Below are 24,259 nucleotides of genomic sequence, written 5' to 3'. Positions count from 1 at the left end.
AAATGAACTTCAAATCCGCTGCTGCTGGTGCCGCTCTCGCAATGGCCGCCGCTACCATGTTTGCTGGTGTTGTGACTCAGGCTCAAGCCGCTGACACGGCCGTGCACTGCTACGGCATCAACGCCTGCAAAGGCCAGAACGACTGCAAAACCAAGGACCACGCGTGCAAAGGTCTGGGTTCTTGCAAAGGCCAGGGCTTCGTTGCCAAGCCTTCGGCTGATGCCTGCATGAAGGCTGGCGGCACCGTCGGCGAATAACCGGCAACCGAGTGCACCCGCAGCGGACGCCCCCCACCGCTGCGGACACTTTGCCCTGGAGTGAGTCATGTCCGCGTCCCTTCCAAGTCTGGGTTACGGCCTGGGTTTACGCAGTGAGTACTACCAGCAGATCCTTGAACAATCGCCGGCCGTGGATTGGTTCGAAGTGATCTCCGAGAATTATCTGGTCCAGGGCGGTAAAGCCTTGTATTACCTGGACGCGATAGCCGAGCGCTATCCCTTGGTGATGCACGGTGTGTCCCTGTCCATCGGTGGGCCGCATGCCCTCGATACCGATTACCTGAAACACATCAAACAGCTCGCCGAGCGCATTCAGCCCGCGTGGATTTCCGATCATCTGTGCTGGAGCCGCGGCAACGCACACCAGCTGCACGACTTGCTGCCGCTGCCTTACACCGAAGAAAGCCTTTACCACGTGGCCGGCCGCGTACGCCAAGTGCAGGACGTATTGCAGCGCCCGTTGGTGCTGGAAAACGTCTCCAGTTATGTGCGCTCCAAGGCCGACGAATTCACCGAGTGGGAATTTCTCAACGCCCTGGCCCACCTCACCGGGTGCCAGCTGTTGCTGGACGTTAACAACGTGTATGTCAGCTCGCGTAACCACGGGTTCGACGCCTGGACGTTTATCCGCAATCTGCCGCCCGAAAGCATCCGCCAACTGCACCTGGCCGGGCATATGGATTACGGCGACTACGTGGTCGACACCCATGACCACCCGGTATGTGACCCGGTGTGGGCGCTTTATCAACAGACGCTGGAGCTGTTGGGGCCGGTGTCGACGCTGTTGGAACGTGATGATCATTTCCCGCCGTTCGAAGAGTTGCTCACCGAGTTGAGCAAGGCCCGTGAGCTGGGCGCCAGCGCGTTGGCCAGGAGGGCGTTATGCGCCTGATCGATTGGCAGCTGGCCTTTGAACAGCATCTATTGTCCGAAAGCTCGGTGGCCAACAGTGGCTTTGCCGCCACCTTGCTGGGCGGGCCGACCCTGGACGTGGACACGGGCCTGGCGATTTATCACAACGCCTATGTCTCGCGGCTGCAGGAAGTGTTGCGCCATGACTTCAGCGCCATCTGGTATTGGTTGGGTGACGACGAATTCGCGTTACTGACAGACGCCTACGTGCGGCGCTATCCGTCGGCCCATTACAGCCTGCGTTGGTTGGGCGAGCGGTTTCCGGCATTTCTCGTTGAGCATCTGGTGGCGGAGCAGAGCACGCCGCTGGCCGAGCTGGCGCGATTGGAGTGGGCGTTTACCCTCGCCTTCGATGCGCCGCAGGGTGAGCCTTTGAGCCTCAATGACATGGCGCAACTGGCGCCTGAAGACTGGCCGGGGTTGCAGGTGAGCCTGGCGCCTTCGGTGCAGCAGGTGCTGTGCCATTTCAATAGTGTGGCGATCTGGCGCGCGAGCAAGGATGAGTCGGATTTCCCCCACAGCCACGCACTGGAACTGGCGCAGATTTGCCTGGTGTGGCGTCACCAGAATATCTGCCATTACCGCAGCCTGGAGCCTGATGAAGCCTGCGCGCTGGCAGGCATGGTCACCACCGGCTGGAACTTTTCAGAACTGTGCGCAGAGTTGGCAGTCACTACTGGAGAGGGTGCACCGCTGCAAGCGGTTACGTGGCTGAAACAGTGGATCCAAGACGGTTTGCTCGAGTTTCGAGCCCCATAGATCAGCGCTATCAAATCGATAGCCTCCTACTTTGTCTTCGGATGGTCTACCCTCACTCCAGACGTCTGAAACAAGGGGGGACTACTCATGCTCGCGCAACTTCCACCGGCCTTACAGAATCTCAAGCTACCGCTGCGTCTTCGACTCTGGGACGGCCATGAATTCAACTTGGGCCCCGAGCCCAGTGTGACCATCGTGGTGAAGGACCCCACGGTCGTCTCCAGCCTGACCCATCCAACGCTCGACTCATTGGGCGAAGCCTTCGTCGAGGGCAAATTGGAGCTGGAAGGCTCCATCACCGAAGTGATCCGGGTGTGTGACGAGCTGAGTCACGCCTTGATCGATGACGACGAGGGGAGTCGTCCGGTGCGCTCGATCCACGACAAGGCTACTGACGCAGCCGCCATTTCCTACCATTACGACCTGTCCAACGAGTTCTACCAGCTATGGCTGGATCAGGACATGGCGTACTCCTGCGGTTATTTCGAAACCGGCAGCGAATCCATCGACCAGGCTCAACAAGACAAATTCCGCCACCTGTGCCGCAAGTTGCGTTTGCAGCCGGGTGAGTATTTGCTCGACGTTGGCTGTGGTTGGGGCGGGCTGGCGCGTTTTGCCGCGCGTGAGTTCGGGGTCAAGGTGTTTGGTATCACCCTGAGCAAAGAGCAGCTCGCGCTGGCCCGCGAACGGGTCAAAGCTGAGGGCCTGGAAGGCCAGGTGGACCTGCAACTGCTCGACTACCGCGACCTGCCTCAAGACGGCCGTTTCGACAAAGTGGTGAGCGTGGGCATGTTCGAACACGTCGGCCACGCCAACCTGGCGCAGTACTGCAAAACCCTGTTTGGCGCGGTGCGTGAAGGCGGCCTGGTGATGAACCACGGCATTACCGCCAAGCACACCGACGGCCGCCCCGTGGGCCGTGGCGCCGGGGATTTTATCGAGCGGTATGTGTTCCCCAACGGCGAGCTGCCGCACCTGGCGATGATGACCGCGGAAATCAGTGAGGTCGGGCTGGAAGTGGTCGACGTCGAAAGCCTGCGCCTGCACTACGCGCGCACGCTGGACCATTGGAGCGAACGCCTGGAAGACAACCTGGAAGCGGCGGCGAAGATGGTGCCGGAGCAAGCGTTGCGCATCTGGCGGCTGTACCTGGCTGGCTGCGCGTATGCGTTTGCGCGGGGCTGGATCAACCTGCACCAGATATTGGCGGTGAAACCGCATGCCGATGGCAGTCATGAACTGCCGTGGACGCGGGAAGATATCTACCGCTGATCTTCAAAACACACTGGGGATCAAAAACTGTGGGAGCTGGCTTGCCTGCGATGGCGGTGTATCAGGACCTTATGGGTTACTGACTCACCGCTATCGCAGGCAAGCCAGCTCCCACATTTGTTTCTGTGTTGTTTGTTAGAGGATGGGTGAAATAAGCCGCGCAACCCGCATGCCCAACTGTTGCAGGCGACGCGTCTCGCGGCTTTCTTCCTGGCTGACTTCATGGGCCAACGCAAAGTCATCCAGCAGCATCTGCTCCACTTCGCTGGCGAACGCTTCATCCACCGTCAGCAACATCACTTCAAAATTCAGCCGGAACGAACGGTTGTCCATGTTCGCACTGCCGATGGCGCTGATTTCGCTGTCGACCAGCACCACTTTCTGGTGCAGGAAGCCCGGTTTATAGCGGAACACCCGCACCCCGGCGCGCACCGCTTCGATGGCGTAGAGGCTGGAGGCGGCATACACAATGCGGTGGTCGGGCCGCGACGGCAGCAGCAGGCGTACATCTACGCCACGCAGAACCGCCAGGCGCAGGGCGGAGAACACCGCCTCATCGGGCACGAAATATGGGCTGGTGATCCACACGCGTTCGGTCGCCGCGTGGATGGCCTCGACGAAAAACAGCGAGCAGGTTTCGTACGGGTCGGCCGGGCCGCTGGCGAGCAATTGGCAGAGCACGCCGTCTTCGGGGTAAGCGTCCGGCAGGATCAGCGGCGGCAGCTCGCGCGCGGCCCAGAACCAATCTTCGGCAAACGACTCCTGCAAGCACGCCACCACCGGGCCGGTAACTTGCACGTGGGTATCGCGCCACGGCGCCAGCGGTGGTTTTTTACCCAGATATTCATCGCCGACGTTATGCCCGCCGACAAACCCGGTGATGCCGTCCACCACCACGATCTTGCGGTGGTTGCGGAAGTTGACCTGGAACCGGTTAAGCCAGCCGCTGCGGGTGGCGAACGCTTTGACTTTGACCCCGGCGTCGCGCAGCGATTGCACGTAGCGGTGGGGCAGGGCGTGGCTGCCGATGCGGTCGTAGAGCACGTGAATGTCTACGCCTTCGGCAGCTTTTTCCTTCAGCAAGGCGTGCAACTGCCTCCCGAGCTCGTCGTCATGAATGATGAAAAACTGGAACAGCACCGCCGTTTTGGCGTTGCGAATCGCCTCGAAGATCGCGCTGAACGTGGCGTCGCCATTGATCAACAAGCGTACTTGATTGTTGGCCAGGCACGGCATGCGCCCCAGTTTGGGCATGGCGCGCAGCGAGCCATAGGCGCTGGAGTTGCGCGCGGCCAGGGCCTCTTCGACCCAGGGGCGCCAGTTCAGCTCGGTGATGGCGGTGTGCATTTCCTGGTTGGCCTGGCGCCGCGCCTGGATGTACGCGTCGAAGGTACTGCGGCCGAAAATCAGGTAGGGAATCAGCGTCAGGTACGGCATGAACATCAACGACAACGCCCAGGCAATCGAGCCTTGGGCCGTCCTGACCGTCAGCACCGCGTGGATCGCGGCCAGAGTCCCGAGAAAGTGCAACGTGGCAATGAAGTAGGCGAGCAGGTGCGGGCCAAAAAAATCCATGAATGACTTAACTCCAGGCAATCAAGTGCCTAACAGACCATGAACCGCAGTGAATGTCGCTATTTTATTTGCCATGCAACACTGACACCTTTGCGGCGTCTAACGCCCACAATTACCCAGGAGTTACCCGATGAATGCTCGTCTGCTCAGTTTGGCCATGGTTGTTGGATTGTCGCTGCCCGTGGCGGCTCAGGCGCAGATGCTGGCGCCGGGCTTGTGGGAATTGACCACCAGTAATATGAAAGTCGATAACCAGGACTTGCCGGACCTGTCGCTGATCCTCGGTCAGCTCAAGCAACAGATGACACCCGAACAGCGCGCCATGCTGGAAAAACAAGGCATCACCATGGCCGGCAAAGGCGTGCAGGTTTGCCTGACGCCCGCCCAAGTCGCGTCGGATTCCATTCCCCTGACCGACCCGCAGTCGGGCTGCAAACAGGAAGTGACCGACAAGACCGGCAACCAGTGGAAATTCCGTTTCAGCTGCCCGAAAGCCCAAGGCACCGGCGTTGCCACGTTCCAGAGCCAGCAGGAATTCACCACCACCGTGAACGGCACCTTCAATGCCACCGGCATCCAGCAAAAGGGCAGCCTCGACACGCACGCCCAGTGGCTGGGCAACGATTGCGGTACGGTCAAACCCCGCGCCTAACGCAAAAAGTGCAGGGGCAACCCCTGGCAGCTGTCGACCACCTGGCCGTTGTGCCACGCCAGGTGGCCGGACACCAGCGTGGTGCTGACGCTGTGGCGAAAGCTGCGCTCGGCGAAAGGCGTCCAGCCGCAGCGCGCGAGAATCGGCTGGCTGCTGACGGGTTTGCCTTCGGGCTCGGGCTTGATCAGCACCAGGTCAGCCCAATAGCCTTCGCGTAGATAGCCGCGGTCCGGGATGGCGAACAGGTCAGCGACACGGTGACTGGTTTTAGCCACCAGCGTGGTCAGCGGCAGATGCCCGTCGATCACCAACTCCAACAACGCCGGCAACGCGTGCTGCACCAGCGGCAGGCCGGAGGGCGCTTCGCGGTAGCCCAACTGTTTTTGCGCCCAGGTATGCGGCGCATGATCAGTGCCAATCACATCCAGACGGTCACTCAGCAAGGCCAGGCGCAGCGCGTCGCGGTCGGCGCAGGTCTTGATCGCCGGGTTGCATTTGATCTGGTGGCCGAGGCGGTGATAGTCGCGGTCATCGAACAGCAAGTGGTGCAGGCAGACCTCGGCGGTGATGCGTTTTTCGGCCAGGGGTTTGTCTTCGAATAAGGCCAGCTCGCGGGCGCTGGTCAGGTGCAGCACATGCAGGCGCGTGCCGTGACGCTTGGCCAGCTCCACTGCAAACGACGACGAGCGATAGCAGGCTTCGGCATCGCGAATCAGCGGATGGGCAACGGCAGGGATATTGTCGCCAAAGCGCTCACGCAGACGCTGTTCGTTGGCCAGGATGCTCGGTGTGTGTTCGCAATGAGCGAGCAGAATGGTTGGCACTTCGGCAAACAGTCGCTCCAGAATCCGTGGGTCGTCCACCAGCATGTTACCGGTTGAGGCGCCCATGAACACTTTCACCCCGGCCACTTCGCGCGGGTCGAGGGCGGCGACGGTGTCGAGGTTGTCGTTGCTCACGCCAAAGTGAAAGCCGTAGTTGGCCACCGAGTGCAACGCGGCGCGGCGCTTTTTATCGGCCAGGGCTTCCAGGTTCAAGGTGGCGGGGTGGGTATTGGGCATGTCCATGAAGCTGGTGATGCCACCGGCCACTGCCGCACGGGATTCGCTGTAGAAGCTGCCTTTGTCGGGCGCGCCGGGTTCGCGGAAATGCACCTGGTCATCGATCATGCCCGGCAGCAGCCACTGACCTTGTGCGTCAATTTCCACCGGTTCGTTGTAGCCTTCGAGGCTGGCGGCGATCTTCTCGATACGGCCATTGGCGACCAGTACATCGGCGTCAAACTCCTGGCCTTCATTCACCAGACGGGCATTGCGAATCAGCAGGCGGCTCATGGTTCAGAACTCGTTTTGCAAGGCTTTGTAGCCACGCACTAAATCGACGTTGGTGCGCGCCACGTCTTCGGAGAACTCCGAGGCGCTGATACTCACCGGCGGGAATTGCGACAGGTCAGTGTTCGGCCCGATGCGGGTGGTGGAGGGCACGTAAAAGGCGGCGGGCAGGTCGCGGCCATCCACCACCGAGTTGTGGCGCACCACGCAGCCATCGCCGACGGCGCAGTTGAACAGCACGCTGTTGAAGCCGATGAACACACGGTCGCCGACGGTGCAGGGGCCGTGGACGATGGAACGATGGGCGATGGAGGTGAACTCGCCGATGTTCACCGCCGCGCCGGATTTGGAGTGGATGACCACGCCGTCCTGAATGTTCGAGTTGGCGCCGATGGTGATCGGGTCCATGTCGCCGGTGGCATCGACTTCGTCGGCGCGGATCACGGCGTAGGGGCCGACGAATACGTTCTCGCCGATGATGACCTTGCCGCAGATGATTGCGGTTTTATCGACGTAGGCCGATTCGGCAATCACCGGCAGATCGCCGGAAGGGTTTTTGCGGATCATGCAGCAGGCTCCGTAATGACATGAACGTAGGCGCCATCGATGGCGTTGTAGAAACAGGTGGGCCGGCCGGTGTGGCAGGCCGGGCCTTGCTGGTCGACGATCAGCAGCACTGCGTCGCCGTCGCAATCGAGCCGCGCTTCGACCAACTGCTGCCAGTGGCCGGAGCTTTCACCTTTGCGCCACAACTCTTGGCGCGAGCGCGACCAGTAGCAGACTTGGCCGGTGGCCAGGGTTTCATTGAGGGCCTGGCGGTTCATCCAGGCCAGCATCAACACCTCGCCGCTGCCGTGTTGCTGGGCAATGGCGGCAATCAGGCCATCGCTGTTCCACGGCAGGGCGTCGAGCACGGGTTCGAGTGGAAAGCGGCTGCCGAGGGCAGCCCCTTCCAGGTCGAGCATGCTCAGGGTCATGGCTTGCTCAGGGCGGCGCACAGGGTGTTGAGGTTGTATTCGAACAGCCCGGTGAAGGTGCTGGCCGGGCCTTCGGCGGCGAGGGCGTCGGAGTACAAGGTGCCGCCGATTTGCGCGCCGCTTTCGTCAGCAATCTGCTTGAGCAGGCGCGAGTCCTTGATGTTTTCCATGAACACGGCTTTGACCTTGTCTTTGCGGATCTGGGTGATCAGCGCGGCGACTTCGGCGGCAGACGGTTCGCGCTCAGTCGACAGGCCTTGTGGCGCCAGGAACTGGATGCCATAGGCCTGGCCGAGGTAACCGAAGGCGTCATGGGACGTGACGATGCGACGGTTGCCCGGTGGCAGCGCGCCGAACTTGGCTTTGGCTTCGGCCAGCAAGCGGTAGATTTCTTTCAGGTAGGTTTGGCTGTTGCGTTGGTAGTCGGCTTTGTTGGCCGGGTCGGCGGCAATCAGCGCCTTGGTGATGTTGTTGACGTAGATTTCGGCGTTGGCCAGGTTATGCCAGGCGTGCGGGTCGGGGATGGTTTCGCCGTCTTCGTCCATGGTGTGGGAGATCACGCCTTTGCTGGCGGTCACCACCGTGGCCTTGGTTTCGGTGCTGGTCACCAGGCGGTCCAGCCAGGGCTCGAAGCCCAAACCGTTCTTGATGATTACCTTGGCCTTGAGCAGCGCCTTGGCGTCGTCCGGCGTGGGTTCGTAGGTGTGGGCGTCGGCGTCCGGGCCGACCATGTTGCTGATCTGGATGTGATCGCCACCGATCTGGTGGGTGATGTCATCGAGAATACTGAAGCTGGTAACCACCTGGAGTTTGTCGGCGGCCTGAGCCATCGACAACGGCAGCAGCAGGCTGAACAGCACGAGTAGAGCGCGCATCGGGAAACACCTCATTGGGATGTAAGAGAGGGCGGGCGGCGCAGCAAGCCGTGCACCGGACCGAAGACCACGGAAAGCAAATACCCGCCGCCAGCCACCAGCACGATGGCCGGGCCGCTGGGCAGTGAGTAGTAGAACGACAGCAATAAACCGAACCACACCGACAGGCATCCCAGCACCGCCGACACCGCAATCAACACCGGCAGGCGCCGGCTCCAGAACCGTGAAGCAATCGCCGGCAACATCATCAAACCCACCACCATCAACGCGCCGATGGCCTGGAAGCCGATCACCAGGTTCAGCACCACCAGCGTCAGGAACAACCCATGAGCGAGCGGGCCGAGGCGGCTGACGGTTTGCAGGAACAGCGGGTCGAGGGTGTCCAGCAACAGCGGTTTGTAGATCAGCGCCATGGCGATCAAGCTGAAGCCGGAGACCCAGAGCATGCCGGTGAGGGTGGTTTCGTCCACGGCCAGCGCAGAGCCGAACAGCAAGTGCAAAAGGTCCAGGCGCTTGCCGGCGATGCCGAGGATCAGCACACCGGCGGCGAGGGAAATGGGGTAGATGGCGGCGAGGCTGGCGTCTTCGCGCAGGCCGGTGCGGCGGGTGATCCATGCGGATAAACCGGCCATGCTCAACCCGGCGCCGAGGCCGCCGATGGTCAGCGCGGGCAGGCTGAGCCCGGCAAACCAGAAGCCCAGTGCGGCGCCGGGCAGAATGCCGTGGGCCACGGCGTCACCGATCAGGCTCATGCGCCGCAGGATCAGGAACACACCCAGCGGCGCGGTGCTGCAGGCGAGCACCAGCCCGCCGATGAGTGCGCGGCGCATGAAAACGAAGTCGAGGAAGGGCATCCACAAGTGCGCGGCGAAGTGCATCAGGCCACCTGCATGTGGGCTTGGGGACGGATCAGTTCTTTGCTGGGCCCGAACACGCAGCCGGTGCTTTTTATCTGCACCACGTTCTGGGTGTGGTGGCGCACGGACGCCAGGTCATGGCAGACGACGATCAGCGTGCGGCCTTGATCGTGCCAGGCGTGGATGTGTTTCCAGCACAGCGCCTGGCCTTCTTCGTCGAGGGCGGCGTGGGGCTCGTCGAGCAACAACACCGGCGCTTCGGCCAGGCTCATGCGCGCGAGCAGGGCGCGTTGCAGTTCGCCGCCGGACAAGGCCATCAGCGGGCGATGTTCCAGGCCGCTGAGGCACCAATCTTCAAGCACGGCTTGCAGGCGTTCGCTGCGTTGTGGCGGGGTGAGCTGGGTGCCCCAGAAACCGGCGGCGACCAACGCTTGCAGGCTGATCGGAAACTGTCTGTCGAGGTGTTGTTGCTGGGGCAGGAACGACAGGCCGCCACGGCGTGGAACATCCACACTGACCTTGCCCGCCAGCGGCTTTTGCAAGCCGGCGATCACTTTGAGCAGGCTGCTTTTGCCGGTGCCGTTGGCGCCGATAATGCCGGTGAGGCTGCCTTTTTCCAGGGTCAAATCCAGCGCCGGGGTGAGCGGTTGCCCCGGTGCACCCCAGCGCAGAGCGTTACAGGTGATCATGCAGAGTCTCTCGTCCAGCGGCTTTCAGCCACGGCATCGTGCGCGTGCAGGCTTTCGGCGTGGATCACTTTCAGGTGGAAGGCTTTGACGGCATCCGAGCGTTTCAAGGCGAGGTTGAGGCGGCGGGCGGCGTCTTCGCAGAACATCAGGTTCTGCCCGTTGGCCAGGGCGAAGGCTTGTTCGTCCGCACGTTTCACAGCGGTTTGCACGGCGGTGCCGAGGGCGGCTTCTACGTCGTCGATCAGGTTGGTGATCGGCAAAGTGGACTGGTTGGCGTCCAGCTGGATGCAGAGCTGAGCACTGCTGCGTTGGCTGTGGGGCGTGGCGACGATGCCGTTGGCGCTGCCGAGCCAGGTCAGCACGTCTTCATGCTGCAACGGCGTGTTGGTGAAATCTTCGAGAAACTGCTGCTGAATCAATTGCCTGGCGAGCGCAGCGGAGCAGGGGCAGGTTGAGGAATACGTAACGTCAATTTTTAGTTCCACGTGGAACATCTGGTTTTCCAGACGCGCTTCGATGCACACCGGGTAGCCCTTCCAGCCGGCCAATGGGCTGACCAACGCCGGGCGTTTTAGCAGCAAATCAGTGTGGATTCGCAAGTAGGCGTTCTTAGATAAACCTTCATGACTCTCAAGAAAGCGCTCAAGTAGAGTACGCAGAAGCGCAGGCGTCAGCGGCTGTTGGTCGAGCATTTCCAGGGTCAGGTACAGGCGTGACATATGAATGCCACGCGCCTCGCCGTCGTCCAGGCTGACGCCCGCATCGGCGGTGGCGGTCAGGCGTTGGCCGTCGATGAGGATCGGCAAGGCGATACCGCACATGCCTACCCAGTCGAGGGGCAAGGCTTGGCGTGAAGCCTGCGCGGCGATATCCGGCAGAGTCAGCGCATTCATGAGCAGGTCCATCGTTGGAAATAAAAAGACATGTTATATTATAACTATTGAGTCGACGATGATTTTTCTGCTCCAGCCTTTCTTCAGTCATGTCGAGCAGGGACGCTCCTCTATTTGCGGTATATGTCATGCACAGACGTCAGCTACTCAACCTGCTGCTGGTCAGCCCTCTGTTCACCTTTCCATTGGGGGCGTTCGCCACACAAATTCGCAATGCGCGCCTGTGGCGCTCCGACGACAAACTGCGGCTGGTGTTCGATCTCAGCGGCCCGGTGCAGTACAAGACCTTTTCCCTGACCTCGCCGGATCGCTTGATCATCGACTTGAGCGGCGCAGGGCTCACGGGTGACTTTTCCCAATTGGCGTTGAAGAACAGCGGCATTACCTCGATTCGCTCCGGGCATTTCGGTAAAAGTGATACGCGTATCGTGCTGGACCTGATTGCGCCGATGCAGCTCAACAGCTTCTTGTTGCCGCCGCAGGATGGCCAGGGCCATCGCTTGGTACTCGACCTGAGCAGCGCCACCCGCGCCCCGCGCCAAATCGCCGCTGAGCCGCCGCCCTTGGTGGCGCCGGTGGACAAGGCGCATCCCAAGCGCGACATCATTGTGGTGGTCGACCCCGGCCACGGCGGCAAAGACCCGGGCGCTATCGGCTCCAAGGGCCAGCGCGAGAAAGACGTGGTGTTGTCCATCGCCCAACTGTTGGCCAAACGTTTGAAGCGCGAGAAGGGCTTCGACGTGAAACTGGTGCGCAACGACGATTTCTTCGTGCCGCTGCGCAAGCGCGTGGACATTGCCCGTCAGCACAAGGCCGACATGTTCATCTCGGTGCACGCCGATGCCGCGCCCCGGCTCACGGCGTCGGGCGCCTCGGTATACGCGCTGTCGGAAGGCGGCGCGACGTCCGCCACCGCGCGTTTCATGGCGCAGCGCGAAAACGGCGCCGACCTGCTGGGCGCCACCACCTTGCTCAATCTCAAGGACAAGGACCCGATGTTGGCCGGGGTAATTCTCGACATGTCGATGAACGCCACCATCGCCTCCAGCCTGCAGCTGGGCAGCTCGGTGCTGGGCAGCCTGCAAAGCATCACCACGCTGCACCAGAAGCGTGTAGAGCAAGCGGGTTTTGCGGTACTCAAGTCACCGGACGTGCCGTCGATCCTGGTCGAGACCGGGTTTATCTCCAACACCCAGGACGCCCAGCGGCTGGTGACGGCACGGCATCAGCAGGCGGTGGCGGATGGCCTGTTCGACGGTCTGAAAAAATACTTCGAGAAGAACCCGCCGATGAACAGCTACATGGCCTGGGTTCAAGAGCAGAAGAGCGGCCAGGTTTAACAGCCGGTAACACGGCTGCACGTGAACTTGGCGCTGGCGCCACCGGAACTGGAAAACCGGTTGATGGTGGTCCAGCCCACGCGGCGCGTGTAGCCGACCCACGCCTCACCATCGGACGCCAACCCGGTAAAGAACGTCAGCTGCCCATAGCGGCTGTTGGTCTGTGCCCAGTAGCGTTTGCCGATCACCTCAAAACCGCGCAAGTAGGTGGTACTTCCCACCGTCGCCACGCTGTAGGCATTGCCCAACGGGTCTACGCAGGCCAGCAGGTTGGCGCTGCGCGTGCAGTTCGCCAACAGGCTCGGCGTTTGCGCGCAGGCCGGTCCTGCCGCTGCCAATAACAGGGCGCACACCAGGTATTTCATAGTGCTTCTCGGGATAGGGACGTGTTGAAGCATTGCGCCCTTCGTCGTGGCGAGCAAGGGGGATTGGCTTATTTGCATTGTTATACTATAACATAAAAACACAGCCTGACCCGTGAACTGCTCTCCATGACTGAACAAGACCTCCTGGCCCAACCGCCCGCCGATTACATGAATGAAGCCCAGCAAGGTTTCTTCCGCGCGCTGTTGCTGACCCAGCGCTATGAACTGCAGGGGCGCATTGATGCCGAGTTCCTGGTGTTGCGTGAGCAAGAAACCAACAGCGACCCCGCCGATGTCGGCAGTGCCGAAGAACAGCGCCAATGGCAACTGCGTCTGCTGGAGCGCGAAAAGAAGCTGCTGGACAAGATCGACGACGCGCTTGAACTGCTGGCCCGCGGCGAATACGGCTGGTGCCGTGAAACCGGCGACCCAATTGGCCTGAAACGCCTGCTGCTGCGCCCCACCGCGACCCTGAGTATCGAAGCCAAAGAACGTGAAGAGCTGCGCGAACGCCATAAACGGGCGATTTGACCGGCCACCCCTGATGAGGAATACCTGATGCCCAATCGTCTCCCCGTTACCGTGTTGTCCGGCTTTCTCGGCGCCGGCAAAAGTACGCTGCTCAACTACGTCCTGCGCAACCGCGAAAACTTGCGGGTGGCGGTGATCGTCAATGACATGAGCGAAATCAACATCGACGGCAGCGAGGTACAGCGCGACGTCACCCTCAACCGCTCCGAAGAAAAATTGGTGGAGATGAGCAACGGCTGCATCTGCTGCACCTTGCGTGAAGACTTGCTGGAAGAAGTCGGAAAGCTCGCCAAGGAAGGTCGGTTCGATTACCTGTTGATCGAATCCACCGGCATTTCCGAGCCATTGCCCGTGGCCGAAACCTTCACTTTTCGCGATGAAAACGAGCAAAGCCTGGCGGACATTGCGCGCCTGGACACCATGGTCACCGTGGTCGACGGCATGAACTTCCTGCTCGACTACCAGGCCGCCGAAAGCCTGGCCTCACGCGGCGAAACCCTGGGCGAAGAGGACGAACGCTCGATCACCGACTTGCTGATCGAGCAGATCGAGTTTGCCGACGTAATCCTGATCAGCAAAATCGACCTGATCAGCAGCCGCGAGCGCGAAGAACTGATGGCGATCCTCGAACGCCTCAACGCCCAGGCAGAAATCATCCCGATGGTCATGGGCGAAGTGCCGCTGAACAAGATCCTCAACACTGGGCGCTTCGACTTCGAACGCGCCGCCCAGGCGCCGGGCTGGTTGCAGGAACTGCGCGGAGAACATGTGCCGGAAACCGAAGAATACGGTATCGCCTCCACGGCTTACCGTGCGCGCCGCCCGTTTCATCCACAGCGTTTTTTCGACTTCATCGACCGCCCGTGGGTAAACGGCAAACTGCTGCGCTCCAAAGGCTTTTTCTGGCTGGCCAGCAAGCACCAGGATGCGGGCAGTTGGTCCCAGGCGGGCGGGCTGATGCGCCATGGTTTTGCCGGGCGCTGGTGGCGTTTTGTGCCGAAAAGCCAGTGGCCGCAGGATGAAGAAAGCGTGGCGGCGATCATGGGCAACTGGCAGCTGAGCACCGGTGACTGCCGCCAGGAACTGGTGTTTATCGGGCAAAATATCGACTTCAGCCAGATGCGCGCCGAGCTGGACGCCTGCTTGCTCACCGACGAAGAAATGGCCCTGGGCGTCGAAGGTTGGCGCCAGTTGGCTGACCCGTTTGGCCCTTGGTTCGAGCAGGTAGCCTGATGCTGGCCCCGGTTATCCCGTTGCTTCCCGTGATTCGCCAGACTCGCGGTGAAACCCCGCTGGCGCTGGCTGACATCCTTGAGGACGGTGTGAATTTGGCGGTCTGGCAGCGCCAACTGCCGCTGCACATCGCCGAATTTGGTGCCTTGCTGGTGGCGCTTGACGAGCCGCTGGCCGACTCCATGGTGATTGAACTCAACGACGAGGACGCAACACCGAACTTGCAGGGTTTGGCATCCAGTTGCCGCGATCTTGAAGGCTACGACGGCTTTGTCGCCGATGTGTCGTGGCTGGTCAGCGCGTTTGCCTGTTTGCTCGGTGCGAAGCGCATTGGTGTGCGCTTGCGGCTGCTGGACAAGGCCATGTGCCCGCGTTTTCACGTCGACCACGTGCCGGTTCGGCTGATCACCACCTACGCCGGCATCGGCAGCCAGTGGTTGCGCGAAGGCGTGATGGACCGCCGCACGCTCGGCCAGCCGGACGCCGAGCCAACCGAGCGCATCGAGCAAATCCTCTGCGGCGAAGTGGCCATGCTCAAGGGCACCAAATGGCATGGCAACGAAGCTCACGGCCTGATTCACCGCTCGCCCGCGCTCAAGACTGATGAGCGGCGCTTGATCCTGACGCTGGATTGGCTGGCATAACCGAGTAGGATCTAGCGCTCTACACGGTCTGAATGATGCCCCCGATGCTGCAGAACATTCCCACTCACGTGATTGCCGGGCCTTTGGGCGCCGGCAAGACCAGCCTGATCAAACAGCTGCTCGCCCAACGCCCGGCCAACGAGCGTTGGGCGGTGTTGATCAACGAGTTCGGGCAGATCGGCCTGGACGCGGCCTTACTCACCCAGGATGACGACGGCATTGCCCTGGGCGAGGTGGCCGGCGGCTGTTTGTGCTGTGTGAATGGCGCACCCTTCCAGGTAGGCCTGGGCCGCTTGTTGCGTAAGGCCAAGCCGGACCGGCTGTTTATCGAGCCCTCCGGCCTGGGCCACCCGGCGCAATTGCTCAAGCAACTGCGGCAGGCGCCGTGGCAAGACGTGCTGGCGGTTCAGCCGTGCGTGCTGGTGCTCGACGCCCAGGCGCTGGCAGCGGGTAAACCCTTGCCAGAGGCGCAACGTGAAACCCTGGCCAGCGCCGGGCTGCTGGTATTGAACAAGGATGAGACGCTGGATGCCGCGCAACGCCAGGCTATCGAACAGCAGTTACCCGACTGCCCGCTCTACTGGACGCGCCAGGCGAAGCTGCCGCTCGACCGGTTGCCCGGCCTGAATGCGCGAGGCCGTGCTGCTGTGGATAACTTCGATGTGCCGAAAGGCGTGGCGCAGATGCCGGCAATCTGGACCGATCCGGCCGTGCCAATCTGCCTCAGCCAGGCTCAAGAAGGTGGCTGGAGCATCGGCTGGCGCTGGCACCCAAGCCAGCAATTCGATACACCGCGCCTGCAAAACTGGCTGACACGCCTTGAGTGGCGCCGCGCCAAGCTGGTTATCCACAGCACCGCAGGCTGGGTCAGCGCCAACGCTGTGGATAACAGCCCGCTCGCCTGGCAACCCAGCGAATGGCGCCGCGATTCACGTATTGAATTGATCTTCAGCCAGCCACAGGACGTGGCTGAATTGCAAAGCGCACTCGCCGCCTGCCGTCAGTGACGGTTCTTGCTCGCGTGGTCCTGGCGCCACTGGCTTAGCTCGATCACCTCAGCGCTGGGCAGCGGCGTCTTGATCTCGAACGGGTAGGGCGCCAGCTCGATTTGCGCGCTGTGGGCGCCAAACTGGGTGATGGTCCCCGGATGGCGGGCTTCGCCGGTCACGGTGAACTCAAAGTTGTAGATGCGCGCCAGGCGCCGCCGGCCATTGGCATCCTTCACGAAACCGATGCGCTTCAACGCCACCGCGCCATCGAGCAGTTCGATATCAAGCTTGGCGCAATGCTGCTTGACCCGCTCCAGCGCCCGCTCGCGCAGGCCGTGGTTGTGCCACACCCAGGCGGCGCCGGTCGCCAGCAGCATCAACACGAAGATGTTTCCCAGGGTCAGCATGCGATGAACTCCAACAAAGTGAGAGCAGCTTAACTGTGTCGCCGGTCTGTCGTATAGGCTGTGTTTAGTCGCATACTGCGCGGCCAGAATTTCAACGGCTTTACGGAAATCTCCTGCATGAAACGCACACCTCATCTGCTTGCGATCCAGTCTCATGTGGTCTTTGGCCACGCCGGAAACAGCGCCGCTGTGTTCCCCATGCAGCGGGTCGGGGTGAACGTCTGGCCGCTGAATACGGTGCAGTTTTCCAACCACACTCAGTATGGCCAGTGGGCGGGCGAAGTGTTGGCGCCGCAGCAAATTCCGGCGCTGGTGGAAGGCATTGCCGCGATTGGTGAGCTGGGCAACTGCGATGCGGTGCTGTCCGGCTACCTCGGCAGTGCCGACCAGGGCCGTGCGATTCTGACCGGCGTGGCGCGGATCAAGGCGATCAACCCCAAGGCCCTGTACCTGTGCGACCCGGTGATGGGCCACCCGGAAAAAGGCTGCATCGTGCCGCAGGAAGTCAGCGATTTCCTGCTGGATGAGGCGGCGGCGATGGCGGATTTCCTCTGCCCCAACCAACTGGAGCTGGACAGCTTTGCCGGGCGCAAGCCGCAGTCGCTGTTCGATTGCCTGGGCATGGCCAAGGCGCTGCTGGCCCGTGGGCCGAAGGCGGTTTTGGTCAAGCACCTGGATTATCCGGGCAAGCTGCCGGATGGCTTTGAGATGTTGCTGGTCACCGCTGAAGGCAGCTGGCACCTGCGCCGCCCGCTGCTGGCGTTCCCGCGTCAGCCGGTGGGCGTGGGCGACCTGACATCGGGGCTGTTCCTGGCGCGGGTGCTGTTGGGCGACAGCCTGGTGGCGGCGTTCGAATTTACGGCGGCGGCGGTGCATGAAGTGCTGCTGGAGACCCAGGCCTGCGCCAGTTACGAGCTGGAGCTGGTGCGGGCTCAGGATCGTATCGCCCATCCGCGCGTACGCTTTGAAGCCACGCCGATCGGTCTGTAGCGACCCCGATCAAAATGTGGGAGCGGGCTTGCTCGCGAAAGCGGAGTGTCAGTCAATGCATATGTAGCTGACCCACCGTATTCGCGAGCAAGCCCGCTCCCACATTTGTTCTGTTTACAATTCGAAATTTACGGCCCGTCTGCCTTGATTTCCTGGTAGCGCTTTTCCAGCTCCTGGCGAATCTGCCGACGCTGCTGCGCCTGTACAAACCGGCGCTTGTCTTCGCTGTTCTGCGGCTGCAGCGGCGGTACGGCGGCGGGTTTGCGCTGGTCATCCACGGCCACCATGGTGAAGAAGCAGCTGTTGGTATGGCGCACCGAGCGTTCGCGGATGTTCTCGGTCACCACCTTGATGCCCACTTCCATCGAGGTGTTGCCGGTGTAGTTGACCGAAGCGAGGAAGGTCACCAGCTCGCCGACATGGATCGGCTCGCGGAAAATCACCTGGTCGACCGACAGCGTCACCACATAGCGACCGGCATAACGGCTCGCACAGGCGTAGGCCACTTCGTCGAGGTACTTAAGCAGGGTGCCGCCATGCACATTGCCTGAGAAGTTGGCCATGTCAGGGGTCATCAATACCGTCATCGACAGCTGGGCGTTTCCGGGTTCCATAGCACACTCACGGGTTGTAGGCATCGGTTGGGGAGGCACCTCTGCGGGTGCTGGAATCTTTACAGCGCTCTCCCTAACGGGACGCCGGTGGGCGGCTTGCCGTCACGCCTGCACCGATCTGTTTCCATATATTGCACCGGCTTTCTGCCGGAAGTCGCGGTGTTAACCTTCAAAAGCCCATCTCAGGGCATTTCTTACGATCAAGGCCGACTTTTCCTTCCGCTTATTGCGACCGTTCAAGGGTGCGAGTGGAAGTGGGAAAAGCGCCAGTACCCTCAAGGAGCCCCTCGCCATGCACGCCATCAGCTTTATCCAGGACTTGGCCGTGATCATGTTGGTGGCAGGGGTTGTCACCATCCTGTTTCACCGCCTCAAGCAGCCGGTGGTGCTGGGGTACATCGTCGCCGGCTTCATCATCGGCCCCCACACCCCACCGTTCGGTTTGATTCACGACGAAGACACCATCAAAACCCTCGCCGAGCTGGGGGTGATCTTCCTGATGTTCTGCCTGGGCCTGGAATTCAGCCTGCGTAAGCTGTTCAAGGTCGGCGCCACAGCGTTTATCGCAGCGTTCCTGGAAATCATCCTGATGATCTGGATCGGCTACGAAATCGGCCGCTGGTTCGACTGGAATACCATGGACTCGCTGTTCCTCGGTGCAATCCTGGCGATCTCCTCGACCACCATCATCGTCAAGGCGCTCAACGACCTGAAGATGAAAAACCAGCGCTTCGCCCAGCTGATCTTTGGCGTGCTGATCGTCGAGGACATCCTCGGTATCGGCATCATCGCCTTGCTGTCGAGCATTGCCGTCAGCGGCACGGTCAGCTCCGGCGAGGTGTTCTCCACCGTTGGCAAGCTCTCGCTGTTCATGATCGTCGCGCTGGTCATCGGCATTTTGCTGGTGCCGCGCCTGCTGGCCTATGTGGCCAAGTTCGAAAGCAATGAAATGCTGCTGATCACCGTGTTGGGCCTGTGTTTCGGCTTCTGCCTGCTGGTGGTCAAGCTGGAGTACAGCATGGTGCTGGGCGCGTTCCTGATCGGCGCGATCATGGCCGAATCCCGTCAGTTGATTAAGATCGAGCGCCTGATCGAACCCGTTCGCGATATGTTCAGCGCAATCTTCTTTGTGGCGATTGGCCTGATGATCGACCCACAAATCCTGCTGCAGTACGCCTGGCCGATTGCGGTGATTACCGTGGCGGTGGTGCTGGGCAAGATGTTGTCCTGCGGCCTGGGGGCATTCATTGCCGGCAACGATGGCCGCACCTCGCTGCGCGTGGGCATGGGGCTGTCACAGATTGGCGAATTTTCCTTCATCATCGCCGCATTGGGCATGACTTTGCAGGTGACCAGCGACTTCCTCTACCCGGTGGCCGTGGCGGTGTCGGCGATCACCACGTTGCTCACGCCGTACCTGATTCGTGGCGCTGACCCGTTGTCGTTGAAGATTGCGGCAGTGATGCCCAAGCGCATGAGCCGGGTGTTCGGCATGTATGGCGAGTGGCTACGCAGTATTCAGCCGCAAGGTGAGGGCGCAATGCTGGCGTCGATGATTCGCAAGATCATCCTGCAAGTGGGCGTAAACCTGGCGTTGGTGGTGGCGATTTTCTTTGCCGGCAGCTTCTTTGCGGCACGCATCGGCGGGTATCTGGAAGGTTGGATCAGTGACCCAAGCTGGCAGAAGGCGTTGATCTGGGGCGGGGCGTTGCTGTTGTCGCTGCCGTTTCTGATTGCGGCGTACCGCAAGCTCAAGGCGCTGTCGATGTTGCTGGCGGAGATGAGCGTGAAGCCGGAAATGGCAGGGCGGCATACCCAGCGCGTGCGGCGCGTGATTGCGGAGTTGATCCCCATTCTTTCGCTGCTGGTGATCTTCCTGCTACTGGCAGCCTTGTCGGCCAGTATTCTGCCGACCAACAAGTTGCTGGTATTGATTGCCGTGGTGGCAGCGGCTGTAGCGGCCGTGCTCTGGCGGTGGTTCATCCGCGTGCATACGCGGATGCAGGTCGCCTTGCTGGAGACCCTGGATAACCATAAAGACACGCCGGAGCATTAAGGACAACTATGGCAGGCGAGCTTGTTGTGGCGAGCGAGCTTGCTCGCGTTGGGCTGCGCAGCAGCCCTGAAGATCTCAAGATCGCCCCATCCGAAAGAACGCGTTGCCTGGATAGGGGCCGCTTCGCAGCCCAGCGGGAGCAAGCTCCCTCGCCACTAAAAGCCCTTGCAATCAGCTTTCCAGCCAGACGTCCCGCGCCCAGTGCCACACCGATTCCCAGGTTTCTTCGGTGACCAGTTCTTCTTCGCCGGACCACAGCACCACGGTGCCGTCTTCTTCGACGCAGTAGTAGTCGTCGCCGTCCTGGCAGATCGGGATCATGCTGCGGTCAACACCGGCGTCCCAGGCGTTGGCGGCCACATCCGGCAGGTAGGTGTGGGACTGCGGGTCGGTGACGGTCACCGGCTCCAGGCTGCCATACACCACGTCGCTGACGGTCAGCAGGAATTCGCGGAAGACAAACGGAATGTCGATGAACAGTTGTTCCTCGATTTCCACGATCTGGTCTTCGTCAGGCAGTTCCAGAGGAACCGGGACCGGTTCGTTGGCTTCACGCAATTGTTCGATGATTTCTTCCACGGCCGGGATCCTCTTGCTAGTTGGCGCGGTTAATAGGGCGTTTTATACAGTAGCTCGCTATAAGTGCAACCGCGAAATAGAAAACCCCGGAACATGTCCGGGGTTTTTATTACCAAGTGCTCAAGCGTGCGGTTATCAGCCGTTCTGGCGGATACCGGCGACCAGCCAAGGCTGGTTGTCGCCCTGGGCGCGCTCCATGTTCCAGCTTTCGCTGAACACTTCGCCCTGGTCGAAACGCGAGGTCTTCGACACGCCGCTGAAGGTCAGGGTGGCGATGGTCTTGTCGGCGCGATCATCCACACCTTCCAGCTGTACGCGCAGGTCGTCGATGTAGGTCGACTGGAAGCCGTCGCCCAGATCGGCGCGTTCGCGCTTGAGGAAGTCCAGCAGTTGCGGGGTCACGAACTCGGCGATCTTGTCCATTTCGTTGGCGTCCCAGTGCTGCTGCAGGGACTGGAAGTGGCTGCGGGCGGCTTCGACGAAACGCTCTTCGTTGAACCAGGCCGGTGCGTTGATCACCGGACGAGCGGCGGCAGGTGCAGCCGAACCCCCAAAGATCGAACCCATGGCTGGTTTTTGCTCGAACACTTCACGCTGCATCGGCGCGCCGGCTGGAGCCATGTGCTCCTGCTGCTTGCGGCGACGGGCGGCGATAAAGCGGAAGATCAAGAAGGCGATGACCGCCATGATCAGGATGTCGAAGATCTGCATGCCCTGGAAGCCGCCGCCCATGAACATGGAAGCGAGCAGGCCACCGGCGGCGATACCGGCCAGAGGGCCCAACCAGCGCGAAGCACCGCCAGCTTTGGCAGCAGCGCCAGCCGCACCGGCTGCGCCTGCGGTAGCCGCAGCACCGCCGGCACCGGCGGATGGAGCCATTTGGCTGGTCTGGTGAGTCGGTGCCGAGCCCATGCTTTTGCCGCCACCAAAGCGCTTGGCGTTGGCGTCGAGGCTCATCGTCAGGCCGATGCACAACGCCATGGCGATGCTAAGAAAACGTTTCATAAAGGGAATTCCCATTTGTGGATTGCACGCGCGCCATGTTGCACAGGTGTCGTGACACTGGCTAGCGGCAGAGTGTTTCGGGCTTTTGCGTAAGACCGATTCCGAATGGTCTGTAGGACTAATTACAGATATTGGCCCGCACTCGGTGAAATACAAGGGCGTGAGCATCGAAAAAGCGGGACGCAGAGCGTCCTGGGCGGCGTTCCCACGCGGAGCGTGGGAACGATCAGATCAGATAGCTTCGAGCTTCGCGTAACCCATCATCAGCCACTTGCTGCCTTCGGCGAAATTCACCTGTACCCGCGCCTGGGCACCGGCACCTTCGAAGTTGAGGATCACGCCTTCGCCGAACACCGAATGCCGGACCTGCTGGCCAAGGCTGAACTGGGTTTCCGGAATCTCGGAACCGGCAAACAGGTTGCTGGCGCTCTGCTGCTGGCCGCCGCCGAACGGGCGGCTGACGCTGTTGGACAGGCGCACTTCCTGGATCAGCCCCTTCGGCACTTCACGTACGAAGCGCGACACCTTGTTGTAGGTCTCGCTGCCGTACAGGCGTCGGGTCTCGGCGTAGGTCATCACCAGGTTCTGCATGGCGCGGGTGATGCCCACGTAGGCCAGGCGGCGTTCTTCTTCAAGGCGGCCGGGTTCTTCCAGGCTCATCTTGTGCGGGAACAGGCCTTCTTCCATGCCCACCAGGAAAACATACGGAAACTCCAGGCCCTTGGCGCTGTGCAAGGTCATCAGCTGGATGCTGTCTTCATGCTCATCGGCCTGGGTATCGCCGGCTTCCAGCGAGGCGTGGCCCAGAAAGGCGGCGAGCGGCGTCAGCTCTTCATCTTCTTCGGTGTTTTCGAACGCACGGGCGGCGCTGACCAGTTCCTCAAGGTTTTCTACCCGGGCCTGGCCTTTCTCGCCTTTTTCCGCTTCGTGATAGGCAATCAGGCCGGACTGTTCGATCACGGTCTGGGTCATCAAGTGCAGAGGCATTTCCGCGCACTTGGCCGCGAGGTTCTCGATCAGCTCGACAAACACACCCAGCGCACCGGCCGCGCGACCGGTCAGGCCTTTATTGGCGATCAGCAAGCGCATGGCTTCCCACATCGACACATCGGCGTGACGCGCATGGTCGCGGATGGCCTCGACGGTTTTCTCGCCGATGCCGCGCGCCGGAATATTGATCACCCGTTCCAGCGCTGCGTCGTTGCCTCGGCCTTCCAGCAAGCGCAGATAAGCCATGGCGTTCTTGATTTCGGCACGCTCGAAGAAGCGCTGGCCGCCATAAATGCGGTACGGAATGCGCTCGCGCAGCAAGGCTTCTTCCAGCACCCGCGATTGGGCGTTTGAACGGTACAGAATCGCGATATCGCTGCGAGCCAGGCCGGTTTTCAGCGCGCTTTCGATGGTTTCCACCACGTAGCGCGCTTCATCGTGCTCGTTGAACGCGGCGTACAGGTTGATCGCTTCGCCTTCGCCGCCATCGGTCCACAGCTCTTTGCCCATGCGCCCGGTGTTGTTGGCGATCAAGGCGTTGGCGGCCTTGAGGATGCCGGCGGTGGAGCGGTAGTTCTGCTCCAGGCGGATGGTGATCGCGTCCGGGAAGTCGTCGGAGTACTGGTAAATGTTCTCGATTTTCGCGCCACGCCAGCCGTAGATCGACTGGTCGTCGTCGCCCACCACCATCAGGCTGTCGCCACCCTTGGCCAGCAAACGCAGCCAGGCGTACTGCACGGCATTGGTGTCCTGGAACTCGTCCACCAGGATGTGCCGGAAGCGCTTCTGGTAATGGGCCAGCAAGCCTGGGTTGTCACGCCACAGGTCGAGGGCACGCAGCAGCAGCTCGGAGAAGTCGATGACCCCGGCGCGCACGCACGCGGCCTCGTAGGCTTCATAGATGCTGCGCATGGTGGCCAGGAACAAATCGCCACTGGCCTGGATATGTTGCGGGCGCAGGCCTTCGTCTTTCTGGCCGTTGATAAACCATTGCGCCTGGCGGGCGGGCCAGCGCTGTTCATCCAGGCCCAGCTCGCGAATCACCCGCTTGACCAGGCGTTGCTGGTCATCGCTGTCGAGGATCTGGAAAGTCTGGCTCAGCCCCGCTTCCTGCCAGTGCGCCCGCAACAGGCGGTGCGCCAGGCCGTGGAAGGTGCCCACCCACATGCCGGCCGGGCTGATGCCCATCAACTGCTCGATGCGGTGGCGCATCTCGGCAGCGGCCTTGTTGGTGAAGGTCACCGACAGGATGGAATGCGGGGACGCGTTTTCAACCTGGATCAACCAGGCGATACGGTGCACCAGCACTCGGGTTTTACCGGAGCCAGCACCGGCCAGGACCAACTGACGGCCAACGGGGGCTGCTACGGCCTGGCGTTGGGCATCGTTGAGGGAGTTCAGCAAAAGGGAGAGATCATCGCGCATCGGCGCATTCTAGGGTGCGCG

Annotated in this window: 26 protein-coding genes; 12 read left to right on the top strand and 14 right to left on the bottom strand. The window is 61.3% G+C overall.

Annotated features, from left to right (window positions below; all coding sequences use genetic code 11):
• Positions 1–2 precede the first annotated feature (2 nt).
• The 4 genes from HX783_RS09725 to cfaB all read left to right on the top strand — a co-directional run bounded on the left by HX783_RS09725 (position 3) and on the right by cfaB (position 3,221).
• Complete coding sequence (locus HX783_RS09725; protein WP_177016755.1) at positions 3–257, top strand: hypothetical protein; 255 nt, start codon at positions 3–5, stop codon at positions 255–257.
• Between the two features lie 67 nt (positions 258–324).
• Positions 325–1,170 (top strand): DUF692 domain-containing protein, encoded by an 846-nt coding sequence (locus tag HX783_RS09720; RefSeq protein ID WP_159961196.1) that lies wholly within the window; start codon positions 325–327, stop codon positions 1,168–1,170.
• A complete protein-coding gene (locus tag HX783_RS09715; RefSeq protein WP_177016754.1) occupies positions 1,161–1,949 on the top strand; it encodes a DNA-binding domain-containing protein in 789 nt (262 codons plus the stop codon). Before HX783_RS09720 ends, HX783_RS09715 begins: the two co-directional genes overlap by 10 nt.
• Positions 1,950–2,036: 87 nt before the next feature.
• Complete coding sequence (gene cfaB, locus HX783_RS09710; RefSeq protein ID WP_177016753.1) at positions 2,037–3,221, top strand: C17 cyclopropane fatty acid synthase CfaB; 1,185 nt, start codon at positions 2,037–2,039, stop codon at positions 3,219–3,221.
• 135 nt (positions 3,222–3,356) lie between these two features.
• Here the strand turns inward: cfaB and cls are convergent, their stop codons facing one another.
• A complete protein-coding gene (cls, locus tag HX783_RS09705) occupies positions 3,357–4,796 on the bottom strand; it encodes a cardiolipin synthase (RefSeq protein WP_177016752.1) in 1,440 nt (479 codons plus the stop codon).
• Positions 4,797–4,926: 130 nt separating this feature from the next.
• Here cls and HX783_RS09700 point away from each other — a divergent pair, with 130 nt between their 5' ends.
• Positions 4,927–5,448 carry a DUF3617 domain-containing protein gene (locus HX783_RS09700; protein WP_159961188.1) on the top strand — a complete coding sequence of 174 codons (522 nt, stop codon included), beginning with the start codon at positions 4,927–4,929 and terminating at the stop codon, positions 5,446–5,448.
• On the opposite strand, the gene HX783_RS09695 is transcribed toward HX783_RS09700, so the two are convergent.
• From HX783_RS09695 to folE2, 7 genes are read right to left on the bottom strand one after another with little or no spacing between them, the layout of a single operon-like run.
• Positions 5,445–6,782, bottom strand: coding sequence for a dihydroorotase (locus HX783_RS09695; protein WP_177016751.1), 1,338 nt, complete (start codon positions 6,780–6,782; stop codon positions 5,445–5,447). The genes HX783_RS09700 and HX783_RS09695 overlap by 4 nt on opposite strands.
• A 3-nt stretch (positions 6,783–6,785) precedes the next feature.
• A complete protein-coding gene (locus HX783_RS09690; protein ID WP_177016750.1) occupies positions 6,786–7,346 on the bottom strand; it encodes a DapH/DapD/GlmU-related protein in 561 nt (186 codons plus the stop codon).
• The gene (gene hisI, locus HX783_RS09685) at positions 7,343–7,756 is read right to left on the bottom strand and encodes a phosphoribosyl-AMP cyclohydrolase (RefSeq protein ID WP_177016749.1); all 414 of its coding nucleotides are present in this window, start codon (positions 7,754–7,756) and stop codon (positions 7,343–7,345) included. Before hisI ends, HX783_RS09690 begins: the two co-directional genes overlap by 4 nt.
• On the bottom strand, positions 7,753–8,631 hold the full coding sequence (locus HX783_RS09680) for a metal ABC transporter substrate-binding protein (RefSeq protein WP_177016748.1): 879 nt from the start codon (positions 8,629–8,631) through the stop codon (positions 7,753–7,755). The genes hisI and HX783_RS09680 overlap by 4 nt, the downstream gene beginning before the upstream one ends.
• A gap of 11 nt (positions 8,632–8,642) precedes the next feature.
• A complete protein-coding gene (locus HX783_RS09675) occupies positions 8,643–9,509 on the bottom strand; it encodes a metal ABC transporter permease (protein WP_159961178.1) in 867 nt (288 codons plus the stop codon).
• Entirely contained in the window at positions 9,509–10,177 is a 669-nt protein-coding gene (locus HX783_RS09670) for a metal ABC transporter ATP-binding protein (protein WP_177016747.1), read from the bottom strand. Before HX783_RS09670 ends, HX783_RS09675 begins: the two co-directional genes overlap by 1 nt.
• A complete protein-coding gene (gene folE2, locus HX783_RS09665; protein ID WP_177016746.1) occupies positions 10,174–11,070 on the bottom strand; it encodes a GTP cyclohydrolase FolE2 in 897 nt (298 codons plus the stop codon). The genes HX783_RS09670 and folE2 overlap by 4 nt, the downstream gene beginning before the upstream one ends.
• A 128-nt stretch (positions 11,071–11,198) precedes the next feature.
• Here folE2 and HX783_RS09660 point away from each other — a divergent pair, with 128 nt between their 5' ends.
• A complete protein-coding gene (locus HX783_RS09660; RefSeq protein WP_177016745.1) occupies positions 11,199–12,410 on the top strand; it encodes an N-acetylmuramoyl-L-alanine amidase in 1,212 nt (403 codons plus the stop codon).
• Here the strand turns inward: HX783_RS09660 and HX783_RS09655 are convergent.
• Positions 12,407–12,775: a glutamine synthetase gene (locus HX783_RS09655; RefSeq protein ID WP_159961170.1), complete on the bottom strand. Its 369-nt coding sequence runs from the start codon at positions 12,773–12,775 to the stop codon at positions 12,407–12,409. The two genes, HX783_RS09660 and HX783_RS09655, sit on opposite strands and share 4 nt — an antisense overlap.
• Positions 12,776–12,901: 126 nt before the next feature.
• Between HX783_RS09655 and dksA the strand changes: the two genes are divergently transcribed.
• From dksA to HX783_RS09635, 4 genes are read left to right on the top strand one after another with little or no spacing between them, the layout of a single operon-like run.
• Positions 12,902–13,306 (top strand): RNA polymerase-binding protein DksA, encoded by a 405-nt coding sequence (gene dksA, locus HX783_RS09650; RefSeq protein ID WP_177016744.1) that lies wholly within the window; start codon positions 12,902–12,904, stop codon positions 13,304–13,306.
• Positions 13,307–13,333: 27 nt separating this feature from the next.
• On the top strand, positions 13,334–14,539 hold the full coding sequence (gene zigA / locus HX783_RS09645) for a zinc metallochaperone GTPase ZigA (protein WP_177016743.1): 1,206 nt from the start codon (positions 13,334–13,336) through the stop codon (positions 14,537–14,539).
• Positions 14,539–15,183, top strand: a complete 645-nt coding sequence (locus HX783_RS09640) for a DUF1826 domain-containing protein (protein ID WP_177016742.1) — start codon at positions 14,539–14,541, stop codon at positions 15,181–15,183. Before zigA ends, HX783_RS09640 begins: the two co-directional genes overlap by 1 nt.
• 44 nt (positions 15,184–15,227) lie before the next feature.
• A complete protein-coding gene (locus HX783_RS09635; RefSeq protein ID WP_177016741.1) occupies positions 15,228–16,190 on the top strand; it encodes a GTP-binding protein in 963 nt (320 codons plus the stop codon).
• Here the strand turns inward: HX783_RS09635 and HX783_RS09630 are convergent.
• On the bottom strand, positions 16,184–16,579 hold the full coding sequence (locus tag HX783_RS09630) for a DUF3301 domain-containing protein (RefSeq protein ID WP_083356039.1): 396 nt from the start codon (positions 16,577–16,579) through the stop codon (positions 16,184–16,186). The two genes, HX783_RS09635 and HX783_RS09630, sit on opposite strands and share 7 nt — an antisense overlap.
• Positions 16,580–16,696: 117 nt before the next feature.
• Here HX783_RS09630 and pdxY point away from each other — a divergent pair, with 117 nt between their 5' ends.
• Complete coding sequence (gene pdxY, locus HX783_RS09625) at positions 16,697–17,569, top strand: pyridoxal kinase PdxY (RefSeq protein WP_177016740.1); 873 nt, start codon at positions 16,697–16,699, stop codon at positions 17,567–17,569.
• A gap of 128 nt (positions 17,570–17,697) precedes the next feature.
• Here the strand turns inward: pdxY and HX783_RS09620 are convergent, their stop codons facing one another.
• On the bottom strand, positions 17,698–18,183 hold the full coding sequence (locus HX783_RS09620) for an acyl-CoA thioesterase (protein WP_003213461.1): 486 nt from the start codon (positions 18,181–18,183) through the stop codon (positions 17,698–17,700).
• Positions 18,184–18,475: 292 nt separating this feature from the next.
• Between HX783_RS09620 and HX783_RS09615 the strand changes: the two genes are divergently transcribed.
• On the top strand, positions 18,476–20,239 hold the full coding sequence (locus tag HX783_RS09615) for a cation:proton antiporter (protein WP_177016739.1): 1,764 nt from the start codon (positions 18,476–18,478) through the stop codon (positions 20,237–20,239).
• A 171-nt stretch (positions 20,240–20,410) separates the two neighbouring features.
• Here the strand turns inward: HX783_RS09615 and HX783_RS09610 are convergent, their stop codons facing one another.
• The 3 genes from HX783_RS09610 to uvrD all read right to left on the bottom strand — a co-directional run bounded on the left by HX783_RS09610 (position 20,411) and on the right by uvrD (position 24,238).
• On the bottom strand, positions 20,411–20,818 hold the full coding sequence (locus HX783_RS09610; protein WP_017135771.1) for an SMI1/KNR4 family protein: 408 nt from the start codon (positions 20,816–20,818) through the stop codon (positions 20,411–20,413).
• Between the two features lie 135 nt (positions 20,819–20,953).
• Positions 20,954–21,823: a Tim44 domain-containing protein gene (locus HX783_RS09605; protein WP_177016738.1), complete on the bottom strand. Its 870-nt coding sequence runs from the start codon at positions 21,821–21,823 to the stop codon at positions 20,954–20,956.
• 231 nt (positions 21,824–22,054) lie between these two features.
• Positions 22,055–24,238 carry a DNA helicase II gene (uvrD, locus tag HX783_RS09600; RefSeq protein WP_159961155.1) on the bottom strand — a complete coding sequence of 728 codons (2,184 nt, stop codon included), beginning with the start codon at positions 24,236–24,238 and terminating at the stop codon, positions 22,055–22,057.
• Positions 24,239–24,259 lie beyond the last annotated feature (21 nt).

The sequence above is a fragment of the Pseudomonas sp. D2002 genome (assembly GCF_013385735.1).
GTDB lineage: Bacteria > Pseudomonadota > Gammaproteobacteria > Pseudomonadales > Pseudomonadaceae > Aquipseudomonas.
Note: the sequence above shows the minus strand (reverse complement) of the source record. Positions and strands in the feature narration are given on the sequence as shown.